This window comes from Novimethylophilus sp. (assembly GCF_036504375.1).
Taxonomy (GTDB): domain Bacteria; phylum Pseudomonadota; class Gammaproteobacteria; order Burkholderiales; family Methylophilaceae; genus Novimethylophilus.
The window spans coordinates 1-21,411 of record NZ_DASXVH010000015.1; the positions used below are offsets into that span (position 1 = coordinate 1).

Here is a 21,411-nt window from a genome sequence, read left to right on the forward strand (position 1 = left end):
CAGGTAGTCGCGCGCGCCTTCCGGGGTGGAGCGGGTCAGCATCGGCGTTTCGACTTCGATGAAGCCGGCGGTGTCCAGGTAGTCGCGCATGGTCTTGGCGACGCGGTAGCGCAGCATCATGTTCTTCTGCATCGCCGGGCGGCGCAGGTCGAGATAACGGTGTTCCAGGCGCACGGTTTCGCTGAGGTTGTCGTCATCCAGCATGAACGGCGGGGTGAGCGACGGATTGAGGATTTCGATTTCGCTCGCCAGCATTTCCACTTCGCCGGTCGGGATGCTGAGGTTGACCGTGCCTTCCGGCCGCGGACGCACCTTGCAGATGATTTTCAGCACGAATTCGTTGCGCACGGTTTCGGCATTGGCAAAGGCTTGCGGCGTATCCGGATCGATCACTATCTGCGACATGCCGGTGCGGTCGCGCAGGTCGATGAAAATGACGCCGCCGTGGTCGCGGCGGCGGTGCGCCCATCCGCACAGGGTGACGGTTTGTCCGATGTGTTGGCTGGTGAGTTCGCCGCAGTAATGAGTACGCATAATGATCTGGTGTGAGTTTATGGTTGGTCGTGTAAAGGGCGGTTGTCGGGAGTGACGACGCCCATCGAGATGATGTATTTCAGCGCGTCGTCCACGCTCATGTCGAGCTCGACGACTTCATTCCTGTGCATCATCAGGAAAAAGCCCGAAGTGGGGTTGGGCGTGGTCGGCACATAAACGCTGACGTAGTCTTCGCCCTGCAGATGGTTGGCCACATCGCCGCCCGGATGGCCGGTCTGGAACGCGATCGTCCAGCTGCCATGGCGCGGATACTGCACCAGCAATGCCTTGCGGAACGCCTGGCCGGAATCGGAAAACAGCGTGTCGCTGACTTGCTTGACGCTGTAATAAATCGATTTTACTACCGGCACGCGCGCCAGCAAGGCTTCCCAGAACAGGATGATGCGGCGGCCGAAGAAGTTGGTGGCGATAACGCCGGTCACCAGCACGATCAAGAGCGTCAGCAGCGCGCCCAGGCCCGGGATGCGGAAGCCGAAGCGGTTTTCCGGGCGCCAGCTCGACGGCAAGAGCAGCAGGCTCTGGTCCATGACGCCTATCAGCGTGGTCAGCACCCACACGGTGATAGCCAACGGCACCAGCACCAAGAGGCCGGTAATGAAATAGCGTTTTAGCATGGATAAAAAAGCAAAGTTCGCATCGCGCGAACTTTGCTTTTGGCTCTTCCTTATAAGTTATTTAGTGGCAGGCGCAACTGCCGCCGCATGGCGTGCTGGCTGCCGCGCTTTCTTCCTTGGGCTTGGAGCCGCCCTTGAAGTCGGTGGCGTACCAACCGCTGCCCTTGAGCTGGAAACCGGCGGCAGAAAGCTGCTTGGCAAAGGTTTCCTTGCCGCATTCCGGGCAAGTGGTAAGCGGCGCTTCGCTCATTTTCTGCATCATTTCTTTTTCAATGCCGCAATTGGTGCAGCGGTAATCGTAAATCGGCATAAAAGGAACCTCCTTAAAAAACAAAATTATACCCGACAAGCTCCGGTTTTCTATATTGGGGCGTGCCCTTGCGTAATCAAGTAGTGCCAAAAATACCTAAGGCGGCAAGCGCCGGCTTTCTGGTTCAGCAGCTTAGCGACACCAGAGCGGTTTTCTATAGGGTAGAGCGTCCGGTTTGACACGTCTTGGCTGTCTCTGCTACCGATGTCCGGAATCGGCTCTCAGCGTACCTTGCGGCGCAGGATGATGTCCACGATCGCGTTCGGATGTTCGAGAAAGGCAAAGTGGCCGGTCTCGGGAATGGTGGTCATCGTGGCGCCAGGCACTTCGGAACCGTTGCGTTGCCGTTCCCCGGCACGCGACCAGTCCTCGTCACCGTAGATCAGTGTGACCGGCACTTTGATGTTCTGGTAAAGACGGCGCGCTTCGCCCCATGAGCGCCATCCGGCAAATGTCTTGCGTTCAACGTGGCGATACCCGCTGCGGCGACCGACACGGTCGAACTCGGCCAGCAGATCGTCAGGCAAGTTGCGCGGGTTGTGCAACCCACCTTTCAACACCATGCCCAGAAACAGCCTGTTTTCGAGCCCGGCACTGACGGCGCCGATCACGGGGACGCCGAAACTGCCAATGATGGCGTTGGCGATGAGGTTGCCGCGACGCACGCCGTCGCCATAGCGGCTGTCGTAATCGTAGGGGTTGCTGGCAACGACCGCCTTGACGCGGTCTGGCAGCGCGCCGGCGACCGTCATGGCCAGCACGCCGCCGATGGACTCACCGACCAGCGTCACGTCATGCAGGTCGAGCCGTTCGATGAAGGCGATCATCGCCTCGCGGAAATACGGCTCGTCATAGGCGGCGGTTTTGTCTATCGATGAATGGCCGTGGCCCGGCAGGTCGACCGCGTACACGGTGTAATGCTCGGCCAGGCGGGGGATGACTGCGCGAAAATAGTCAAGCTGGGTGCGGATGGTGTGCAGGAGGACCAACGGCGCGCCGGCACCGGCCTTCAGGTAACGCAAGGTCACTCCGTCATTGACTTGCAGCTCCGCGATGGAGCCCGGAGTGTTCAGGTTTTTCATGATGGTCTCCTCGGGTTCAAAAGCTGTATCTGATTTCCATGAATACGGTCGAGTCATCGCGCAGCCGCCCATAGAACGTGTTGTCCTCGCCGCGAAACAGGTTCGCGCCGAACGTACTTTTCCAGTGATCGTTAAAAGAATAAACCAGTTTCGGTTTCAGCGCGAAGTCCCGCCTGGTGAAGGAGGCGATGCCGGCGACCTCGCCTTCCAGCGTTTCGTGCAGCCACTTGTCGCTGATGCGGAAGGTCATGCCGTGCTGGAAGCGGTCGAACTGGTTACTGATCACGGCACCCTGGATCGCTACCGTCCGCAACGCGGGATTGGCTACGCTCGCCGGGTTCTGATAACGGGAGACGTAGCGGACGTAATACTGCAGGTTGATATTGAGGTATTCGAAGAAGGTGCGGTCGCCCCCGGCCACCAGATAGAAGAACGGGTTCTTGACGAACGGGTCGCGGCCGTCGCTATCCTCGGTGCGGGTATAGGCCGCTTCCGCGCGCAGGCCGTAGCGCCAGACCACGGTGGCGGCATCGACGCCAATGACGCGGACGCGGTGATGATCGAGACGCAGGTTCAGCCCGCTGCTACTGAAAGAGCCGATGCTGAGGTCCGGGTTGAGATCCAGGCCGTCATAATAGGACGCCGACCAGTCGACGGCCTTGCCTGATTGTTCGACCTTGATGCCGCCGCCCTGACCATGCGGAATGCGTTCGCGGAAGCTCAATCCCGGGGTGTGCGGCAGCGGCAACACGTTGGGCCGGAATTCCGGCAGCCAGAAGCCGCTCAGCGACCAGTCCTTGAGGTTGTAGGTGGCTTTTGCCGCATAGACGCCGCTGCGCTGGTCGTCGTCTTCCGGCGCCAAGAGCGTATAGTCGCGCGGGCTCAGGTTATCGGTAGGGTTGAACTTGTCCGCCCGCCCCCAGACGATAATCTGCTTGCCGATGCGGAAGTCGGCGTTACCGGCGCCCATGTTCAGATAACCCTCGCGCAGCTTGCCCCGGCGGCCATCGCCGCGCGTGGCGTCTTCGTTCATCAGCCAGCCTTCCAGCAACAGGCTCGCGTTTTTGCCCAGCCTCGGCTCGGATTTGATCCAGAGCGCTTCGGAGAACTGATCGCTCTTGCCGTCGAGATTCATGGAAGATGACCAGTACCCTCCGCGCACCGAACCGCTGATGCCCAGTGTCTGGATGACGCCATGTTGATCGGGCAGAGGTTCGTCGGCCCAGCCCGCAGGGCAATGCAACAGGATGCCACCCAGCACCAGCATGGGCAGGCGATGAAAGCTCATTGCTCTTTCTCCATGTAGCGCGTGGTGAAGAAGTCGTCCCGCACCTTCTGGTTCACCTTGAAGTTGCCGTACTGGATGACGGTGCGATGCCCGGTCTGCACGTTGTCGGCCTCCAGCCGCATGGCCTGCCACTTGTCGTGCTCGGGATCGACCTGCCGGATATCGGTAAAGGTGCTGGTCTTGAGCAGTTGCCCGGATTCATCCCAGAATTCGGCCTTGACGCTCATGAAATTGTCCTTGCGTATCCAGCCCTTGCGTTTGGAATAACCGCTGCCGGCCTTGATGTCGTCGCTCTTTGGCAGCGATTCGATGACATAGCAGGGCTTGCCGTCGACCACTTCTTCGCCCAGCAGCTTGTGGTTCCACTCGCCGACCTTGTGGCCGATCACGTCGCCGTAGGAAAAGTCGGTACCGACGAAGCTGTCCTTCTTGTTGCTGGCCACCATGCGCCGCACTTTCTTCAAGGCCGGCAGGTAGATCCAGATGTCGTCGTCCTTGTCTGCGTGTTCTACCAGCAGAGACACGGTGCCCTTGATGTCGGCGGGTGACAGGAAGCGTGTCATGCGCATGTTGTCGAGGCCATTCGCTTCCAGTTTGGTGGTGCCGAAGGTTTGCCGGACCCGTTCCTGCCCGGATTTGTTGACCAGGGTAAAGGTGGCGTCCGAAACGGAGTCAATCATTTTGTTCACCACAAAGTTCTTTTGCATGATGTCGATGACGGTAGGCTCGGCGGCCCAGGCATTCCCGGAATGCATGGAAAGGCCGGAGACGATCGCCAGTACGGCGATGGCAATGGGCGCAGGGTGCAGTTTCATGGGTGTTCTCCTGAAAATGAAGTTGGGGCGGAAGCTGAGGATCAGTGCCGGGATCAGCAGCAAGGCGGCGAAGGCGCTGACTATCATGGCAACCGCGATCAGAATGGCCATCCACATGTGAATGTAGAAGCCGAAGGACAGTAGCAGCACGCCATAACCGGCGGCCACCGCCGATGCGACGAACAGCGTCGCCTTGCCGGCCGAGGCCAGGACATGGCGGGTGGCGGTGATTTCGTCATGGCCGTTAGTCAGTTCCTCGCGCAGGCGGAAGATCAGGTAAATCGCATAATCCGCGCCGATGCCCACGGCCATGGCTGAGGTGAGCGAGGTGGGAATGTTGAGCAGGATGCCGCTCCAGCCCATCAGGCCGAAATTGGCGATCACGGCGATCAGCAGTGGCACCAGCACCAGCATCCCGGCCACAAAGGAACGGAATACGAGGGCTGAGATGACAAACACCACCGCGCCGATCTGCAGGATGTTGAGGATCTTGCCGCGCACCATGGCTTCGTTGAGCGCCGCGCTTTGCGGTACGCTGCCGCCAATGCTGAAATGTACGCTGCCGTCGAATCTGGTTGCGGCATACGTGTTGAGCTTGGCGATCAGGGACTCGACATAGGCACTGCTGTCCGTTTTCAGGTAGACCGTAATATTGGCCGAGCGGTAGCCGTAATCGACATAGGAATCGAAATCGCCCGGCTCGCCCGACATCGAATACAGCAGCAGGTATTGCGATACCAGGTCGCGGCTTTCGGGAATCCTGAAATGGGTTGGATCGTCGCCGTTCATCGCCTGGTTCATGCGCTTGATAAAATCGGTCATGGCTATGGTCTTGCCGACGTAGGGCTGCCGCTCCAGGAAACGCTGCACGTCATCCATCGCCTGCAGGGTTTTCGGATCCTTGATGGCGTCCTCATCCTGGCCTTCGACCAGGAAGTAAAGCGTGTTGGTGCCGCCGAGCCGCGCGTTGAGTACCTTGTCATCGCGCTGGAAAGGGAGATCGGGAGCGAAAAAACTCTTGGTGGAGTTATCCACGACCACTTTGCCCATACCGGCAATGGCAAGGAGGATGAATGCGAGCATAGCCGCATAAACCTTCCGCCGATTCGGTCCCGTTACCCAGTGCGCCACGGTGTCGGTCACTCTGTCGGCAAGATTCGGCTGCTGTTCGATCCTGCGCTCATTATCGTTTGGCGGCGTCAGCAACGACCGCACGGCCGGGGTGAAGGTCATTTCCAGAATCAGGGCAGCCAGAATGCCGATGCCGGTGAAGAGACCGAAAGTTTTCACCGTGCTGATCTCGAAAATGATCAGCGAGAAGAATCCCAGCGAGGCAATCATCCCGGCAGTGATCATGACCGGCCCGACATGGACGATCGAATCGATCACCGCCTGGTGATTGGCTTCCTTCGCGGTCAGGCCGGTCGTTTTGCGCAGCCGGTAATATTCCTCGTAAAACCGCTTGAGCAGCTGCACGGCATGCCCCGATGCCACGGCCAGGATCAGGATGGGCGTCGAGGCATTGAAAACATCCATGGGAATTCCCGACGCTCCCATCACGCCGACGCCCCAGGCAACGGCAAGCCCCGCTGTTGTCAGCGGCAGGATCAGCCCCTGTTTGGAGCGGAACGCGCCGTAGAGCACCAGCCCGACCACCACCAGGGAGATCGGTAGCAGAAACGCCATGCGCTCGGAATAGACTTCGATCCTGGACAGAAAACTAGGCATCCCGCCGATATTGATTTCCACGGCAGCATCCCGTTCGCGCTCGACGATGGGCGTGACCTTGTCGATCATGGAGCGGAATCCGCCGGGCGTATCCTTGAATTCGGCGATGATGGCGGTGGTACGCCCGTCATTGGAAACAATCGCGTTCAGATAAACGGGATTGCTGTGGATCGCCTGCTTCAATGCTGTCATCTGTGCCGGCGTATGCGGCACGGTTTCCATGAGCGGTTTGACTTCCAGCCCGTCGGCTGCGCCAGCGATATTCTTGACCCGGCGTGCGGAAAGGCTGAGCAGGTTCTCCTTCACGACACCCGGCGTTTGCAAAAGAGCCGAAGTGATGTGCTGAACCTTCTCCAGCACGTCGGGCTGGTAGATGTCGCCCTGTTTGGGGGTGATGCCGACGACCACGACATATTTCGACCCGAAAATCCGCTCGACCTTGTTGTTCGTCATCACGTAGGGATGGGACTGGGGCAGCATGGTGTTGGGATCGATGATGATCCGCAAATGCCGCGCCTGGCCGATGGCAGCGGCAGTGACCAATAGGACGATCGCGATAACGGCGATGCGGTGACGTAATACCCATTCCAGATAGCGTTGCATGATTACTCCTTCACAGTGGTTTTGTTTTTTTTATAGTATCAACTTTAATTTAATATAGTGTCAACTATATTATTTTGACTTTTTATTTTATTTATCGGAAAATTCAGCCATGAGCAAAACACCTCGCAGTTACAACCAGTTCTGTGCCCTGGCGAAGGCGCTGGATATCGTCGGCGAACGCTGGACGCTGCTGATTGCCCGTGAACTGCTGTCAGGCCCCAAGCGCTTCAAGGATCTGCATGACGCCTTGCCGGGCATTGGCACCAACCTGTTGTCGGCAAGGCTAAAGGAGATGGAGCAGCACGGGCTGGTGGTCAGGGGCAAGCTGCCCCCGCCTGCGGCCTCGGCGGTTTATGAGTTGACCGATCGCGGGCGCGGACTTGGAAGCGTGGTTGGGGAACTGGTGAAATGGGGATTCTCGCTGCTCGGCATTCCGGAACCGGATGAGTTTTTTCGCCCGCGCTGGGCCATGCAGGCATTGCTGGTCACATTCGATCCCGACGCGGCAAAGGAGGTGTCAGAGACTTACGAGTTCCGTATCGATGACGAAACATTCCACCTCCGGGTAAGCGATGGCAAGGCGGAGGGGCTCCTTGGTCCGGCATCCAGACCGGATCTGGTTGTAGTTGCGACCAGACTGGAATTTCTCACCCTGGGCTTTGGAGAAAACCAAAGAGACTATGCGGTCGAGAAAGGCTTGATCAAGCAAGGCAGCGTCGAAATGCTGGAACGGTTCGGGCGCATTTTCCGGCATTTACGATAGGCGCATACCGTCATTTCTGGATACCTGTTTGGCAACCTATCGATCTTGTCGAGCTTGATTTGTAAATAAAAACGGCCGCTAATGCGGCCGCTTTTTTTACATATTACTTTTTTACAGAGGTCAGAACGGAATATCGTCGTCAATGTCGTCGATTGAGCCACTGGCCGGGCGTCCGCTGCTGGCTGGCGCCTGCTGGCGCGGCGGCGGTGCGGAGCCGCCATCATCGTCGCGGTCCATTACCTCGAAGCTGTTGCTGCCGCTGCTGCGTCCGCCCAGCATCTGCATGCGCTCGGCGACGATTTCGGTGGTGTATTGGTCCTGGCCTTCCTTGTTGGTCCATTTGCGGGTCTGCATGCGGCCTTCGATATAAACCGAAGAGCCTTTCTTCAGATATTCGCCGGCGATTTCGGCCTGCTTGCCGAACATGACGATGCGCACCCATTCGGTACGCTCCTGTTTTTCACCGGATTTACCCTTGAAACTGTCGGTGCAGGCGATGGAGAAGTTCGCCATTGCGTCGCCGCTCGGCATGTAGCGGATTTCCGGATCGCGGCCAAGATTACCGATGAAAATACATTTGTTTACCGATGCCATTTTACTCTCCCTTTTCGATCAATTCGCGCGCACGGGTTTCGTCCCATTCCCCCATGCTTACTTTTAAATAAGCCACGCCTTCATCCGCGATAACGACGGCTTCCGTCACGCCATCAAGTGCGGACAGACGGCCGGACAAGGCCAGCGCTTTTTGTGGATCCAGCACGTAGCCCACATGATACATGCGAGTGCGTACTGCCGGCGGTTTCTGCATCGATAGCGCCAGCAACAGCCACGCCACGCACAGCCCGGAGGAGAACGCGAATACCGCCGCATGGCTGGCATGCTGCGCCAGGAATCCGCCTAGCGCGCCACCCAGGAACAGGCCGAGAAACTGGAAGCTGTTATAAACACCGATGGCCGTGCCCTTGCTGCCCGCCGGTGCGATTTTCGAGATCAGCGAAGGCAGCGTGGCTTCGAGCAGGTTGAAGGCGAGAAAGAACAGGAACAAGGCCGCCACGATGCCGTTGAAGTTGTTGACCATGCCCGCCATCAGCAGCGTGGAAACGGTCAGCAGCCCGACGGCGCCGCAGAATACCGCCTTCATCTTGCCGCGCGTTTCCGCGATGATGATGGCGGGCACGACCGCAAAGAACGAGATCGCCATGACCGGCAGATACACTTTCCAGTGTTCGTTGACCGGCAAGTGCCCCACGTTCAGCAGCAGCAAGGGCACCACCACGAACAGGCCGCGCATCGCCGCATGCAGGCTGAAAATGCCGAAATCCAGGCGCTGCAATTCGGCATTTTTGAGGATGTCCAGGATCTGCGAGGGCACGGTTTCGGCATCCGCATGCGGACGGCTGATTTGCGGCGTCGGCACGATAAAGCAGATCACGGCCATCGCGGCCAGTCCCAGCACGCCGGTCAGCGCGAAAATGCCCGAGATGCCGATATAGTGATTGAGGGTCGGCCCCAGCACCATCGAGGCGCCGAAAGTGACGCCTATGCTCATGCCGACCACGGCCATCGATTTTGAGCGCTGCTCTTCGCGCGTGACGTCGGCCAGCAGTGCAATGACGGCTGCGGCCACGGCACCCGTGCCCTGCACCAGCCGGCCCAGGATGATGACGTAAATGTCGTTGGCACCGGCGGCTGCTATAAAGCTGCCCAGCGCAAACAACGCCAGCCCGATGTAGATCATGCGCTTGCGCCCGTAGCGGTCGGAGAGCAGGCCGAACGGAATTTGCAAAAATGCCTGCGCCAGGCCGTCTATGCCTAGCGCAATGCCTACCAGCAATGGTGTGCCGCCCGGCAGCGATTGCGCGTGGATTGCCAGCACCGGCAGGATGGAGAACATGCCGAACATGCGCAATGCGAACACCGCCGCAAGCGAAACGGTGGCCCGCTTTTCAAGCGAAGTCATCTTTTCTGATGGCTGCATGGAAATTTGTGATTGAGAATTCAGTGCGAAGTTGCGTATATTATCAGGTTAGCCGAACACTCGTCAGGAACCCATGGATAGTATCCGCATCAGAGGTGCGCGCACGCACAACCTGAAAAACATCTCGCTCGATCTGCCTCGCAACAAGATGATCGTCATCACCGGTTTGTCCGGTTCCGGCAAATCCTCGCTGGCGTTCGACACCTTGTACGCCGAAGGTCAGCGGCGTTATGTCGAATCGCTGTCGGCCTATGCGCGCCAGTTCCTCGACCGCATGGAAAAGCCGGACGTGGATCTCATCGAGGGCCTGAGCCCGGCGATCTCGATCGAACAGAAATCCACCTCGCACAACCCGCGTTCCACCGTCGGCACCGTGACCGAAATCCACGACTACCTGCGCCTGCTGTTCGCCCGCGCCGGCGATCCGGAATGTCCGGAGCACGGCATCAAGCTGGAATCGCAGACGGTTTCGCAAATGGTGGACGCGGTGATGGGGCTGCCGGAAGACACCAAGCTGATGATCCTCGCGCCGGTGGTGGCCAACCGCAAGGGCGAGCAGCTGGACCTGTTCGACGAATTGCGCGCCCAGGGCTTCGTACGGGTGCGCGTGGACGGCAAGATTTACGAACTGGACGAAGTGCCAAAGCTTGCCAAGACGCACAAGCACAATGTCGATGTGGTGGTCGACCGCCTGAAAATCCGCGCCGACATCAAGCAGCGCCTGGCGGAATCGTTCGAAACCGCGCTGCGGCTGGCGGACGGGCGTGCGCTGGCGGTGGAGATGGACACCGAGCACGAGCAGCTGTTCTCGGCCAAGTTCGCCTGCCCGCTGTGCAATTATGCACTGCAGGAGCTGGAGCCGCGCCTGTTCTCGTTCAACAACCCGATGGGCGCCTGCCCCAAGTGCGACGGCCTGGGCGTGGTGAGCTTTTTCGATGCCAAGCGCGTGGTCGCGTTTCCGCACCTGTCGCTGGCTTCCGGCGCGATCAAGGGCTGGGACAAGCGCAACCAGTTCTATTTCCAGATGCTGCAAAGCCTGGCCTCGTACTACGGTTTCGATGTCGAAACGCCGTTCGAGCAGCTGCCGGAAGACACCCAGCAGATTCTGCTGAACGGTAGCGGCAAGGAGAGTATCCCGTTCATTTATCTCAACGAACGCGGCATCGCCAGCACGCGCAGCCATGCGTTCGAAGGCATCCTGCACAATCTGGAGCGGCGTTACCGCGAAACCGATTCGGTGCTGGTGCGCGAGGAGCTGGCCAAATACCTCAATTCCAAGCCCTGCCCGGAATGCGAAGGCACGCGGCTGCGCAAGGAAGCGCGCCACGTCAAGGTCGGCAACAAGACCCTGCACGAAATCTGCGAATGGCCGCTGAAGCAGGCGCTTACATTTTTCGCGGAGCTCAAGCTTAGCGGGCAGAAGCTCGCCATCGCCGACAAGATCGTCAAGGAAACGGTCAACCGCCTGTCGTTCCTGACCAATGTCGGGCTGGATTACCTGTCCCTGTCTCGCTCGGCCGAAACGCTGTCCGGCGGCGAGGCGCAGCGCATCCGCCTGGCTTCGCAGATTGGTTCGGGGTTGACCGGCGTGATGTATGTGCTGGATGAACCTTCGATCGGTCTGCATCAGCGCGACAACGACCGCCTGCTGGAAACCCTGAAGCGCCTGCGCGACATCGGCAACACCGTGATCGTCGTCGAGCACGACCAGGATGCCATCCTGTCTGCCGATTATGTCGTGGATATCGGTCCCGGCGCGGGCGAGCATGGCGGTCGCATCGTGTCGCAAGGTACGGCCCAGGAAGTGATGGCGGATGCCGCCTCGCTGACCGGGCAGTACCTTTCCGGCAACAAGAAGATCGAGGTGCCGGGGCAGCGCCACGAGCCCGATCCCAAGCGCTGGCTGAAGCTCGCGCAGGCGCGCGGCAATAATCTGAAAGATGTCACGCTCGACCTGCCGGTCGGCCTGTTCGTGTGCGTGACCGGGGTTTCCGGTTCGGGCAAGTCCACGCTCATTAACGATACGCTGTACCGTGCCGTCGCGCGGCATCTGTACGGGTCCAGCACCGAGCCGGCAGCGTTCGAGGAAATCCACGGGCTGGAATTCTTCGACAAGGTGGTGGACGTCGACCAGAGCCCGATCGGCCGCACTCCGCGCTCCAACCCGGCCACCTACACCGGCCTGTTCACGCCGATCCGCGAACTGTTCGCCGGCGTGCCGGAATCGCGCATGCGCGGCTACGGGCCGGGACGCTATTCGTTCAACGTCAAGGGCGGCCGCTGCGAAGCTTGCCAGGGTGACGGCGTGATCCGCGTGGAAATGCACTTCCTGCCGGATATCTATGTGCCATGCGACGTGTGCAAGGGCCACCGCTACAACCGCGAGACGCTCGAAATCCAGTACAAGGGCAAGAACATCCGCGAAGTGCTGGAAATGACCGTGGAGCAGGCGCATGGCTTTTTCAACGCGGTGCCGGTGGTGGCGCGCAAGCTGCGGACCTTGCTGGATGTCGGCCTGGGCTACATCACGCTGGGGCAGTCGGCGACCACGCTATCCGGCGGCGAGGCGCAGCGCGTCAAGCTGGCGCTGGAATTATCGAAGCGCGACACCGGCCGCACCATGTATATCCTGGACGAACCCACGACCGGCCTGCATTTCGCCGACATCCAATTATTGCTCGACGTGCTGCACCGCCTGCGCGACCACGGCAACACCATTGTCGTCATCGAGCATAACCTGGACGTGATCAAAACCGCAGACTGGATCGTCGATCTTGGCCCCGAAGGTGGCAACGGCGGGGGGCAGATCATTGCGGAGGGCACACCGGAGGAAGTGGCGGCTAACGAGAAAAGCTATACCGGCAGATACCTGAAGCCCATGCTTTAGGCGGCCTGGGCTTTATGGTTGCCTGCTCTTAAGGCAGTTCCGCCATCGGCATCCGCGCGAGGATGATGCCGGTTTTGCGCGACAATCCGCGTGCGCCGCGGTGGCCGTCGTAATAGCGCGGATTGGGCACCATGGCCGCCAGCTTGGCGGCCTGTTCTGCCCCCAGGCCGGCGGCGGAAGTCTTGTAATAATGCCGGGCCGCGGCTTCCGCGCCGAATACGCCATTGCCCCATTCGATGACGTTCAGGTAGATTTCGAGAATGCGCTGCTTGGTCATCAGGTTTTCCAGCATCAGCGTGATCATCGCTTCTTCCAGCTTGCGCCAGGGTGTGCGACGGCCTGACAGGAACAGGTTCTTGGCAAGCTGCTGGCTGATGGTGGAGCCACCGGCGACGATTTTGCCCTTCTTGAGATTCTTTTCGTAAGCTTTCTGGATGCCGTCCCAATCGAAGCCTTCATGATCGACGAACCTGGCATCCTCGGCGACGACGACGGCGCGCTTGAGGTGGTTGGAAATGCGGTTGTAGGATACCCACTTGTGGCGCAGTTCGGCGTCGGCGTTCTTGGCTTGCAGGATTTCCAGCTGCGTTTCCATGAAGGCGCTGGAGTCGGGGTTGTGATCCACCCACCACCAGACGTGCAGGAAAACCCATAACTGGTAGAGCACAACCAGGGCGAGCAGTGCGAGGGTGGCGCGCCAGAAGAAACGCCGCAATCTCATCCGCGTAATTGGGCAATGACGGGCGCGGTTCGCGGCCGAACGCCGCGCCAGATGAAAAATGCTTCTGCCGCTTGTTCGACCAGCATGCCCAGGCCATCGGCGACGCTGGCGCCTTGTTGTTTGGCGAAACTCATGAACGGGGTTTCCCGGCCATACATCATGTCGTAGGCCAGCGCGCTATCGGCAAAAATACCGGCAGGCAACGGCGGCAGGTCACCGCTCAATCCGCTGGACGTTGCGTTGATGACGAGGTTGAATTGGCGTCCGGTGAGCGCTGCATAACTGCTGGCCTCGATGCCGCTGAAATGCGCGCGCAATGCTTCCACTTTTTCCCGAGTGCGATTGGCGATGGTCAGATTGGCCGGCGATGCCGCTAGTATAGGCAGAATGACACCGCGGGCCGCGCCGCCCGCTCCCATCAGCAAAATGCGCTTGCCCGCCATGGAAAAGCCGAGATTGCCCTGAATGTCGGACACCAGTCCGGCGCCGTCGGTGTTGTCGCCTGCGATTTCAGTGCCGTTCAACACCAGGGTATTGACCGCCTCGGCCTGCGCGGCGCGTTCGGACAACCTGGTTGCGAGGCGGAAGGCCTCTTCCTTGAACGGGACCGTGACATTGGCGCCCCGTCCTCCCGAGCAGATGAAGGCTTGCACGGCCGCCGCAAATCCGTCCAGCGGCGCCAATATGGCCTCGTAGCTCATATTCTGGCCGGACTGCTGTGCGAAAATGGAGTGGATTAACGGCGATTTGCTGTGGGCTACGGGGTTGCCGAATACGGCGTAACGATCACTCATGGGCGGTTTTAATCAAGCGTTCTTCCATGGTAGTCCGGCGGCTTTCCAGCCATTGACCTTGCCGCGTTGCGCAGTGGCTGCATCCGGATCGCCCTCGAAGCCTTCCAGCACATTGTATGTGCTTGTATACCCAATCTGATGCGCCGCCTGGGCGGCTTTGTGCGAGCGGCCGCCGCTGCGGCAAATGAACATGACCAGCGATTCGGGGTCGATTTGGGTTTTCAGCTGGCTGGCAAAGTCCGGGTTGGGTTTCCAGTCGGGATAGAAAGCCCATTCGATATGGTCGGCTTGCGGAATGCGGCCCACCAGATCAAGCTCGGGATAACTGCGTACATCCACCAGTTTGGCGTTGGGTGCCGATTGCAATATTTCCCAGGCTTCCTCCGGCGTGAGCGCGCCTTCATAAGCGAGCCCCTTGTCGACGGCTCGCTGCTTGGCTTGGGCGAGAATGTTGGTTAACGATGCCATAACTTGGTCCTGATTGAACGGTTTCCAAGAGTATAAAACTTTTGCTCGCCAAAATATCAGCCAAATTCAAATGCGCACCATTTTGAGGCGCGACTTGGCGCCAGCGCACGCATATGGTGCGCCAGGTTTTGTTTCGCTTCTTTAATCCGTTTATGGGACAATGGAAACTTTATGGAAATAACTTGGCACGCTTCGTGCTGTGCCAACGGGTCGATTTTAATCTTCAACTAGCGTTTTAGGAGAAATACATGGCAGTCGCCGACGTTATGAAACTGGTTAAGGACAACGAAATTCGTTTCGTTGATTTCCGTTTTACCGATACCCGCGGCAAGGAGCAGCACGTTTCTGTTCCGGTTTCCGCTTTCGATGAAAGCAAGTTCACCGAAGGTCATGCTTTCGACGGTTCCTCCATTGCCGGCTGGAAGGGCATTCAGGCTTCCGACATGCTGCTGATGCCGGACCCAGACACTGCCAATATCGACCCATTCTTTGACGAGCCGACCCTGATCTTGACCTGCGATGTTGTCGAGCCTTCCACCGGCACCGGTTATGACCGCTGTCCGCGTAGCATGGCTAAGCGCGCAGAAGCCTACCTCAAGTCCAGCGGCATTGGCGACACTGCTTTCTTCGGCCCCGAACCCGAATTTTTCATTTTCGACTCCGTTACCTGGTCGGTCGACATGTCCGGCTCTTCCAGCAAGGTGTATTCCGAAGAAGCCGCCTGGGTTTCCGGCGAAAAGTTCGAGGGCGGCAACATCGGCCATCGTCCCACCGTCAAGGGCGGCTACTTCCCGGTTCCGCCGGTCGATTCCTTCCAGGACATCCGTTCCGCCATGTGCCTGGCGCTCGAAGAGTTGGGCGTGCCGGTCGAGGTGCATCACCACGAAGTGGCGACCGCCGGCCAGTGCGAAATCGGTACCAAGTTTGCCTCGCTGACCCAGCGTGCCGACTGGACGCAAATCCTCAAGTACGTAGTGCATAACGTTGCCCACCAGTATGGCAAGACCGCGACCTTCATGCCCAAGCCTATCGTTGGCGACAACGGTTCCGGCATGCACGTTCACCAATCCATCTGGAAGGACGGCAAGAACCTGTTCGCAGGCAATGGCTATGCAGGCCTTTCCGAGTTCGCGCTGTACTATATCGGCGGCATCATCAAGCACGCTCGCGCGCTGAACGCCATCACCAACCCGCTCACCAACTCCTACAAGCGGCTGGTGCCGGGCTTTGAGGCTCCGGTGAAGCTGGCTTACTCCGCGCGCAACCGTTCTGCCTCCATCCGCGTGCCTTACGTGCAATCCGACAAGGCTCGCCGTATCGAAGTGCGCTTCCCGGACCCGGGTGCAAACCCCTACCTGGCCTTCACCGCCATGATGATGGCTGGTCTGGACGGCGTGCAGAACAAGATTCACCCAGGCGACCCTTCCGACAAGAACCTGTACGATCTGCCGCCGGAGGAGGACGCAAAGATCCCAACCGTGTGCTCCAGCCTCGATCAGGCACTGGAATATCTGGACAAGGATCGCGAGTTCCTGACCCGCGGCGGTGTGTTCTCCAACGAAATGATCGATGCTTACATTGGTCTGAAGATGGAGGAAGTGACTCGCTTCCGCATGACCACGCACCCGGTCGAGTACGATATGTACTATTCGATCTAAGCGGTTGCTGCTGGTTTAAAAAGGCGGGGAAACCCGCCTTTTTATTGCCTGTCGTCTGCCTGCGATGGCGGAACGTTGTTGGTTTAAGATTTCTCTAATACACTAGCGTTATGAAAACGTTAACTTTTTGCCTGGCTTTTCTTCTTGCTGTCCCGGCTGCTGCCGACACCTGTAAATATGAAGATGCAGAGGGGCGTATCGTTTATACCAATATTCCATTGAAAGGCGCCAAGAAATTATCCTGTTTCGGTTTTGACGGTAGCCCCAAGCAGGCGGGTGGCGGGCGTGAAAACAGGATGCCGCGCGCAGGCCAGCCAACTCCGGCAGATTTCCCCCGCGTTGACGCCAATACGCAGAAGCAACGCGACGATACGCGCCGCAAGATTCTGGAAGAGGAGTTGCTGGGCGAGCAGAAGGCTTTGGAGCAAGCCAAAAAGGCCTATGCCGAAGGTGAGGCGGATCCGGAGACGTTCAAGACTACAATCGCAGGCAAGGACGGCAAGCCGCAAACGGTAACGCGGCGTAATATGGCTGCGTTTGAGGAAAAAATGAAGCAATTGCAGGATAATGTCAACCTGCATGAAAAAAATATTCAAATGCTGCAAAAGGAGCTTGCTGGAATCAAGTAAATCCGGCGAGGTGGCGGATTGCGGACGGGGCCAGAATCATGGCGCGGCTCTTGCTTGGGGAAGGTGATGCTCAGTCAACTGCCTACTTCTTTTGCCGGTCTCGAACACCTTGCTACAGCCGTCCTGCTGCTTGATGGCGAACGTCGCGTCGTCTATGCCAACCCCGCGGCCGAAGTGATATTCGGTTTAAGCTATCACCACGTTGCCCTGATGCCGCTCGATCAGGTGTTTATCGGGGCCGAGATGCTATGGAGTGCGGTGGGAAGCGCCCTGGTCGGCAACAGCCCTTTTCGCGAGCATGAGCTTACGCTGACTACTTTCCGCCAGCACACGCTGGCAGCTACCTGCACCGTTACCCCGGTGGATCTTGCGCCGGTGCGTTTGGTGCTCGAGTTCCAGCAGATGGATCAACAGCTGCGTATTGCCCGCGAAGAGCGCATGCTGATCCAGCAGCAAGCCAATGCCGAACTGCTGCGCAATCTGGCACATGAAATCCGTAATCCACTGGGTGGCCTCCGTGGCGCGGCACAGCTGCTGGAGCATGAATTGGCGCAACCTACCTTGCGCGAATACACGCAGGTCATCATCAAGGAGGCCGATCGCCTGCAGTCGCTGATGGATAGGCTGATGGCGCCGCACCGTGTACCCAAGTACGAGCTGACCAATATCCATGAGGTGCTCGAGCGCGTGCGCAGCCTGATGCTGGCCGAATCGCCGGGCGGGATCAAGATTCGCCGGGATTACGACACCAGCCTGCCGGATCTGGTGGGTGACCGCGAGAAGCTGATCCAGGCCGTGCTCAATATCGTGCGCAATGCGGTGCAGGCACTGCATGGGCAAGGCGAGATCATTTTGAAGACTCGTGCCGAACGTCAGGTAACATTGGCTAAAAAACGCTATCGTGTTGCCATCAGGCTGCAAATTATCGATAACGGGCCGGGCATACCGGAAGATATCCGCGAACGTATTTTTTATCCGCTGGTGTCCGGGCGGGAGGGCGGTTCCGGTTTGGGCCTGACGCTGGCACAAAATTTCATTACCCAGCATCACGGCATGATCGAGTGTGAGAGCCAGCCGGGGCAGACGTGTTTTACCATCATGCTGCCTATCGAATATGCGGCCGCCCGACCGGGCTCGCAAGCCAAAAATCAGGAATTGCTATGAAACCAATCTGGATCATCGACGACGACCGTTCCATTCGCTGGGTATTCGAAAAGGCTCTGGCGCGTACCGATATGCCTTTTAAAACGTTCTCCTCCGCGCCGGAGGCGCTGGCGGCTCTCGAGACTTCGCAGCCTCAGGTGATTGTCAGCGATATACGCATGCCGGGAGGTTCCGGCTTGGACTTGCTGCAAGAGATCAAAAAACAACTGCCCGAAGTGCCGGTGATCATCATGACGGCTTATTCCGATCTGGAAAGCGCCGTCGCCGCTTTTCAAGGCGGAGCATTCGAGTATCTGGCCAAGCCGTTCGACGTGGATCAGGCCGTGGATATCATTCGCCGGGCAGTGGAAGAAAGCGAACGCAAAAGCAGTGAAGTGGTCGCGCCTGAAGAGACGCCGGAAATCATCGGTCAGGCGCCCTCGATGCAGGAAGTGTTTCGAGCGATAGGGCGACTGTCGCGTTCTCATGCGACCGTATTGATCAACGGCGAATCCGGCACCGGCAAGGAGCTGGTGGCGCGCGCCCTGCATCGGCACAGCCCGCGTGCCGACAAACCGTTTATCGCAATCAATACGGCGGCCATCCCCAAAGACCTGCTTGAATCCGAATTGTTCGGGCACGAACGGGGAGCTTTCACCGGGGCGCAGGGTGCGCGTCGCGGGCGTTTCGAGCAGGCCGACAGCGGCAGCCTGTTTCTGGACGAAATCGGCGACATGCCCTCGGACCTGCAAACGCGGTTGCTGCGGGTGCTATGTGACGGACAATTTTACCGGGTGGGCGGCCATCAGCCGGTCAAGGTCAACGTGCGCATCATCGCGGCCACTCATCAGGACCTTGAAGATCGGGTTCGCCAGGGTTTGTTCCGGGAAGACCTGTTCCACCGCCTCAATGTGATCCGTCTGCGCTTGCCGCCATTAAGGGAGCGGCGCGAAGATATCCCGTTGCTGGCCCGGCATTTTCTGCAGCAAAGCGCGCAATCGCTAGGTGTGGAACCCAAACACCTGGCGCCGACCGCCTTGCGCTACCTTGCTGCGTTGAACTGGGGGGGCAATGTGCGCCAATTGGAGAATGTATGCCATTGGCTCACTGTAATGGCGCCGGGGCAGAACGTCGATGTTGCGGATCTGCCGCCGGAATTACGCCAGGATAGCGAAACCCACCCGGCTGCGACGGCGGATTGGTTAAATGCTTTGGGAAATCAGGTCGCCAGCATGCTGGACCGCGGTGAGCCGGAAGTTCTGGATACGCTGACGCGGCAGTTCGAGCGCGTTATTATCACCAAGGCGCTGTCCCATACCGGTGGACGGCGCATCGAGGCGGCTACCATGCTGGGCATGGGGCGCAATACCCTGACACGCAAGGTGCAGGAGTTGGGTATCGAGGATTAGGCGATGCTGTTACGCAGTCGCAGCAGTGCCAGCACTTGATCCACGCAGGTCTCAAGCGGCTGGCTGGCGGTGTTCAGCAACAATTCCGGTGCTTCCGGTACCTCGCAAAGGGGTGAAATGCCGACTAATTCCGCAATGACGCCCTGCCGCGCTTTGATATAAAGACCTTTTGCGCCGCGCTGTTCGCATACATCTACCGGGCATTCGCAGTAAATCCCGATGAAATTACCCAGGCCCACCAATGCCCGATCCCGATCGGCACGGTAAGGGGAAATGAATGCGGTCAATGCGATAACCCCGGCCCCGATAAACAATAATGAATTGCCAAAACATGATCAGAGTCAACGTTAATTGTAGCGGGCTCTGGTAAAGTATCGCCGCGATGCTCTACAAGATTCCAGTTTCAGTCCTCGTGCTCATTCATACTGCGGATTTGCAGGTACTATTACTCGAGAGAGCCGACAAGCCAGGTTTCTGGCAATCGGTCACCGGCAGCCTGGAGGAGGGGGAGTCCACACGAAACGCCGCAATTCGCGAAGTAAAAGAGGAAACCGGCCTGGACGCCGGGCATTACGGTTTTGCCGATTGGCACATGCACTACGTTTACGAGATTTATCCGCATTGGCGCCATCGTTATGAACCAGGGGTAACCCAGAATACCGAACACCTGTTCGGGCTGGAACTGCCGGAAGCGCTGCCGGTCACACTTGAACCACGCGAGCATTTGCGTTATCAATGGGTGGATTGGCGCAAGGCGGCAATTCGGGTGTTTTCGTGGACCAACGTCGAGGCGTTGCGAGTCTTGGGCGCACGCCACGGTATGCAATTATAGGATAATTGGCTTTATTTGGATTTCAAAGCAAATATGCAATCAGCACCGATCAAATTCGAACGTTTCCAGGCGGAAAACGATAATGCTTGCCAACACCGCATCCTTGCCGCGCGAGAAAAGCTGGGTAGACGGCTGGTTATTCTCGGGCACCATTATCAGCAGGAGGGCGTGTATCGGCATGCCGATCATACGGGTGATTCCCTCAAGCTGTCGCGTGCGGCGGCTGCGTCGGATGCCGAGTATATTGTTTTCTTGGGCGTCCATTTCATGGCGGAAGTCGCCGACATTCTGTCGCGCCCGGATCAGGTCGCCATCCTGCCCGACATGGCGGCCGGCTGCTCAATGGCGGATATGGCCAATCTGGCCAAGGTGGAGCGTTGCCGGCACGAGCTCGCCGAACATTACGATTTCGATACCACGTTCACGCCGGTAACCTATATCAATTCCGCGGCCGATCTCAAGGCGTTTTGCGGCGAACATGGCGGCATCGTCTGCACTTCCAGCAATGCGCAAAAAATTGCGCAGTGGGCATTTTCTCAACGCGAGAAAATCCTGTTCTTCCCCGACCAGCATCTGGGCCGCTGGACCGGCCACAAAATGGGTATTCCGCTCGAGGAGATGGTCGTTTGGGACCCCGACCAGCCGCTGGGTGGGTTGACCAAAGAGCAGATCGACAAGGCCAGGATTCTGTTATGGAAGGGCCATTGCTCGGTGCACCAAATGTTCCAGCCGCAGCATATCGTCAATTTCCGTAAACAGTATCCGGAGGGCAAGGTGATTTCCCATCCGGAGTCGCCTTTTGAAGTGTGCCGGTTATCGGATGAAGTCGGCTCCACCGAATTTATTCTCAAAACCGTTAGTGAATCCGCTTCCGGTACGCGCTGGCTGGTAGGTACCGAGCTGAATCTGGTCAACCGGCTGGCGGAGCGTATGAAACCGGAGGGCAAGGCGGTGCAGTTCATGTCGCCCTTGGTGTGCGAGTGCTCGACCATGGCGCGCATCGATCCGCAGCATCTGGCCTGGACGTTGGAGAATCTGGCGGAAGGGAACATCGTTAACCGTATCCATGTTGCGCCTGAAGAAGCGGAACTGGCCAGGCTGACACTGGAAAGAATGCTTGCCGTTTCCTGACCG

The 21,411-nt window shown here is 58.5% G+C and carries 20 protein-coding genes; 8 read left to right on the top strand and 12 right to left on the bottom strand.

What is annotated here, in order from left to right; all coding sequences use genetic code 11:
• The 6 genes from VGK14_RS01225 to VGK14_RS01250 form a co-directional block, all read right to left on the bottom strand.
• The coding region (locus VGK14_RS01225) for an amino acid--tRNA ligase-related protein (RefSeq protein WP_331507085.1) at window positions 1–534 on the bottom strand (534 nt) is incomplete at its 3' end.
• A gap of 17 nt (window positions 535–551) precedes the next feature.
• Window positions 552–1,169 carry a DUF502 domain-containing protein gene (locus tag VGK14_RS01230; RefSeq protein ID WP_331507086.1) on the bottom strand — a complete coding sequence of 206 codons (618 nt, stop codon included), beginning with the start codon at window positions 1,167–1,169 and terminating at the stop codon, window positions 552–554.
• Between the two features lie 61 nt (window positions 1,170–1,230).
• The gene (locus tag VGK14_RS01235) at window positions 1,231–1,479 is read right to left on the bottom strand and encodes an FmdB family zinc ribbon protein (RefSeq protein WP_331507087.1); all 249 of its coding nucleotides are present in this window, start codon (window positions 1,477–1,479) and stop codon (window positions 1,231–1,233) included.
• Between the two features lie 221 nt (window positions 1,480–1,700).
• Window positions 1,701–2,618 (bottom strand): alpha/beta hydrolase, encoded by a 918-nt coding sequence (locus tag VGK14_RS01240; RefSeq protein WP_331507088.1) that lies wholly within the window; start codon window positions 2,616–2,618, stop codon window positions 1,701–1,703.
• On the bottom strand, window positions 2,578–3,849 hold the full coding sequence (locus tag VGK14_RS01245; RefSeq protein ID WP_331507089.1) for a DUF1302 family protein: 1,272 nt from the start codon (window positions 3,847–3,849) through the stop codon (window positions 2,578–2,580). The genes VGK14_RS01240 and VGK14_RS01245 overlap by 41 nt, the downstream gene beginning before the upstream one ends.
• Complete coding sequence (locus VGK14_RS01250; RefSeq protein WP_331507090.1) at window positions 3,846–6,995, bottom strand: outer membrane lipoprotein-sorting protein; 3,150 nt, start codon at window positions 6,993–6,995, stop codon at window positions 3,846–3,848. Before VGK14_RS01250 ends, VGK14_RS01245 begins: the two co-directional genes overlap by 4 nt.
• A 109-nt stretch (window positions 6,996–7,104) precedes the next feature.
• Between VGK14_RS01250 and VGK14_RS01255 the strand changes: the two genes are divergently transcribed.
• The gene (locus VGK14_RS01255; protein WP_331507091.1) at window positions 7,105–7,758 is read left to right on the top strand and encodes a helix-turn-helix domain-containing protein; all 654 of its coding nucleotides are present in this window, start codon (window positions 7,105–7,107) and stop codon (window positions 7,756–7,758) included.
• Between the two features lie 120 nt (window positions 7,759–7,878).
• Here VGK14_RS01255 and VGK14_RS01260 read toward each other — a convergent pair whose 3' ends face one another.
• Window positions 7,879–8,352 carry a single-stranded DNA-binding protein gene (locus VGK14_RS01260; RefSeq protein ID WP_331507092.1) on the bottom strand — a complete coding sequence of 158 codons (474 nt, stop codon included), beginning with the start codon at window positions 8,350–8,352 and terminating at the stop codon, window positions 7,879–7,881.
• Window position 8,353: 1 nt separating this feature from the next.
• The gene (locus VGK14_RS01265; protein WP_331507093.1) at window positions 8,354–9,718 is read right to left on the bottom strand and encodes an MFS transporter; all 1,365 of its coding nucleotides are present in this window, start codon (window positions 9,716–9,718) and stop codon (window positions 8,354–8,356) included.
• Window positions 9,719–9,809: 91 nt separating this feature from the next.
• Here VGK14_RS01265 and uvrA point away from each other — a divergent pair, with 91 nt between their 5' ends.
• Window positions 9,810–12,623 (top strand): excinuclease ABC subunit UvrA, encoded by a 2,814-nt coding sequence (gene uvrA, locus VGK14_RS01270; protein ID WP_331507094.1) that lies wholly within the window; start codon window positions 9,810–9,812, stop codon window positions 12,621–12,623.
• A 28-nt stretch (window positions 12,624–12,651) separates the two neighbouring features.
• Here uvrA and mtgA read toward each other — a convergent pair whose 3' ends face one another.
• The 3 genes from mtgA to VGK14_RS01285 are packed head-to-tail and all read right to left on the bottom strand — an operon-like array spanning window position 12,652 to window position 14,606.
• Window positions 12,652–13,344, bottom strand: coding sequence for a monofunctional biosynthetic peptidoglycan transglycosylase (mtgA, locus tag VGK14_RS01275; RefSeq protein ID WP_331507095.1), 693 nt, complete (start codon window positions 13,342–13,344; stop codon window positions 12,652–12,654).
• Window positions 13,341–14,138 (bottom strand): shikimate dehydrogenase, encoded by a 798-nt coding sequence (gene aroE, locus VGK14_RS01280; protein ID WP_331507096.1) that lies wholly within the window; start codon window positions 14,136–14,138, stop codon window positions 13,341–13,343. Before aroE ends, mtgA begins: the two co-directional genes overlap by 4 nt.
• A 12-nt stretch (window positions 14,139–14,150) precedes the next feature.
• Window positions 14,151–14,606, bottom strand: coding sequence for a rhodanese-like domain-containing protein (locus VGK14_RS01285; RefSeq protein ID WP_331507098.1), 456 nt, complete (start codon window positions 14,604–14,606; stop codon window positions 14,151–14,153).
• 248 nt (window positions 14,607–14,854) lie between these two features.
• On the opposite strand from VGK14_RS01285, the gene glnA reads away from it, so the two are divergent.
• The 4 genes from glnA to ntrC all read left to right on the top strand — a co-directional run bounded on the left by glnA (window position 14,855) and on the right by ntrC (window position 19,445).
• Window positions 14,855–16,264, top strand: coding sequence for a type I glutamate--ammonia ligase (gene glnA, locus VGK14_RS01290; protein ID WP_331507099.1), 1,410 nt, complete (start codon window positions 14,855–14,857; stop codon window positions 16,262–16,264).
• A gap of 110 nt (window positions 16,265–16,374) precedes the next feature.
• Window positions 16,375–16,893: a DUF4124 domain-containing protein gene (locus VGK14_RS01295; RefSeq protein ID WP_331507101.1), complete on the top strand. Its 519-nt coding sequence runs from the start codon at window positions 16,375–16,377 to the stop codon at window positions 16,891–16,893.
• Window positions 16,894–16,959: 66 nt separating this feature from the next.
• Complete coding sequence (gene glnL, locus VGK14_RS01300) at window positions 16,960–18,057, top strand: nitrogen regulation protein NR(II) (protein ID WP_331507103.1); 1,098 nt, start codon at window positions 16,960–16,962, stop codon at window positions 18,055–18,057.
• Window positions 18,054–19,445 carry a nitrogen regulation protein NR(I) gene (gene ntrC / locus VGK14_RS01305; RefSeq protein WP_331507104.1) on the top strand — a complete coding sequence of 464 codons (1,392 nt, stop codon included), beginning with the start codon at window positions 18,054–18,056 and terminating at the stop codon, window positions 19,443–19,445. Before glnL ends, ntrC begins: the two co-directional genes overlap by 4 nt.
• On the opposite strand, the gene VGK14_RS01310 is transcribed toward ntrC, so the two are convergent.
• Window positions 19,442–19,759, bottom strand: a complete 318-nt coding sequence (locus tag VGK14_RS01310) for an adenylyl-sulfate kinase (protein WP_331507105.1) — start codon at window positions 19,757–19,759, stop codon at window positions 19,442–19,444. The genes ntrC and VGK14_RS01310 overlap by 4 nt on opposite strands.
• Before the next feature lie 68 nt (window positions 19,760–19,827).
• Here VGK14_RS01310 and nudB point away from each other — a divergent pair, with 68 nt between their 5' ends.
• Both nudB and nadA read left to right on the top strand, forming a co-directional pair.
• Window positions 19,828–20,277, top strand: a complete 450-nt coding sequence (gene nudB, locus VGK14_RS01315) for a dihydroneopterin triphosphate diphosphatase (RefSeq protein WP_331507106.1) — start codon at window positions 19,828–19,830, stop codon at window positions 20,275–20,277.
• Between the two features lie 33 nt (window positions 20,278–20,310).
• Window positions 20,311–21,408 (top strand): quinolinate synthase NadA, encoded by a 1,098-nt coding sequence (gene nadA, locus VGK14_RS01320; RefSeq protein ID WP_331507107.1) that lies wholly within the window; start codon window positions 20,311–20,313, stop codon window positions 21,406–21,408.
• Window positions 21,409–21,411 lie beyond the last annotated feature (3 nt).

Coding starts and splice junctions, on each gene's coding strand:
- VGK14_RS01230 (WP_331507086.1), bottom strand. CDS start 1,169: ATGCTAAAACGCTATTTCATTACCGGCCTCTTGGTGCTGGTGCCGTTG.
- VGK14_RS01235 (WP_331507087.1), bottom strand. CDS start 1,479: ATGCCGATTTACGATTACCGCTGCACCAATTGCGGCATTGAAAAAGAA.
- VGK14_RS01240 (WP_331507088.1), bottom strand. CDS start 2,618: ATGACTCGACCGTATTCATGGAAATCAGATACAGCTTTTGAACCCGAG.
- VGK14_RS01245 (WP_331507089.1), bottom strand. CDS start 3,849: ATGAGCTTTCATCGCCTGCCCATGCTGGTGCTGGGTGGCATCCTGTTG.
- VGK14_RS01250 (WP_331507090.1), bottom strand. CDS start 6,995: ATGCAACGCTATCTGGAATGGGTATTACGTCACCGCATCGCCGTTATC.
- VGK14_RS01255 (WP_331507091.1), top strand. CDS start 7,105: ATGAGCAAAACACCTCGCAGTTACAACCAGTTCTGTGCCCTGGCGAAG.
- VGK14_RS01260 (WP_331507092.1), bottom strand. CDS start 8,352: ATGGCATCGGTAAACAAATGTATTTTCATCGGTAATCTTGGCCGCGAT.
- VGK14_RS01265 (WP_331507093.1), bottom strand. CDS start 9,718: ATGACTTCGCTTGAAAAGCGGGCCACCGTTTCGCTTGCGGCGGTGTTC.
- uvrA (WP_331507094.1), top strand. CDS start 9,810: ATGGATAGTATCCGCATCAGAGGTGCGCGCACGCACAACCTGAAAAAC.
- mtgA (WP_331507095.1), bottom strand. CDS start 13,344: ATGAGATTGCGGCGTTTCTTCTGGCGCGCCACCCTCGCACTGCTCGCC.
- aroE (WP_331507096.1), bottom strand. CDS start 14,138: ATGAGTGATCGTTACGCCGTATTCGGCAACCCCGTAGCCCACAGCAAA.
- VGK14_RS01285 (WP_331507098.1), bottom strand. CDS start 14,606: ATGGCATCGTTAACCAACATTCTCGCCCAAGCCAAGCAGCGAGCCGTC.
- glnA (WP_331507099.1), top strand. CDS start 14,855: ATGGCAGTCGCCGACGTTATGAAACTGGTTAAGGACAACGAAATTCGT.
- VGK14_RS01295 (WP_331507101.1), top strand. CDS start 16,375: ATGAAAACGTTAACTTTTTGCCTGGCTTTTCTTCTTGCTGTCCCGGCT.
- glnL (WP_331507103.1), top strand. CDS start 16,960: ATGCTCAGTCAACTGCCTACTTCTTTTGCCGGTCTCGAACACCTTGCT.
- ntrC (WP_331507104.1), top strand. CDS start 18,054: ATGAAACCAATCTGGATCATCGACGACGACCGTTCCATTCGCTGGGTA.
- nudB (WP_331507106.1), top strand. CDS start 19,828: ATGCTCTACAAGATTCCAGTTTCAGTCCTCGTGCTCATTCATACTGCG.
- nadA (WP_331507107.1), top strand. CDS start 20,311: ATGCAATCAGCACCGATCAAATTCGAACGTTTCCAGGCGGAAAACGAT.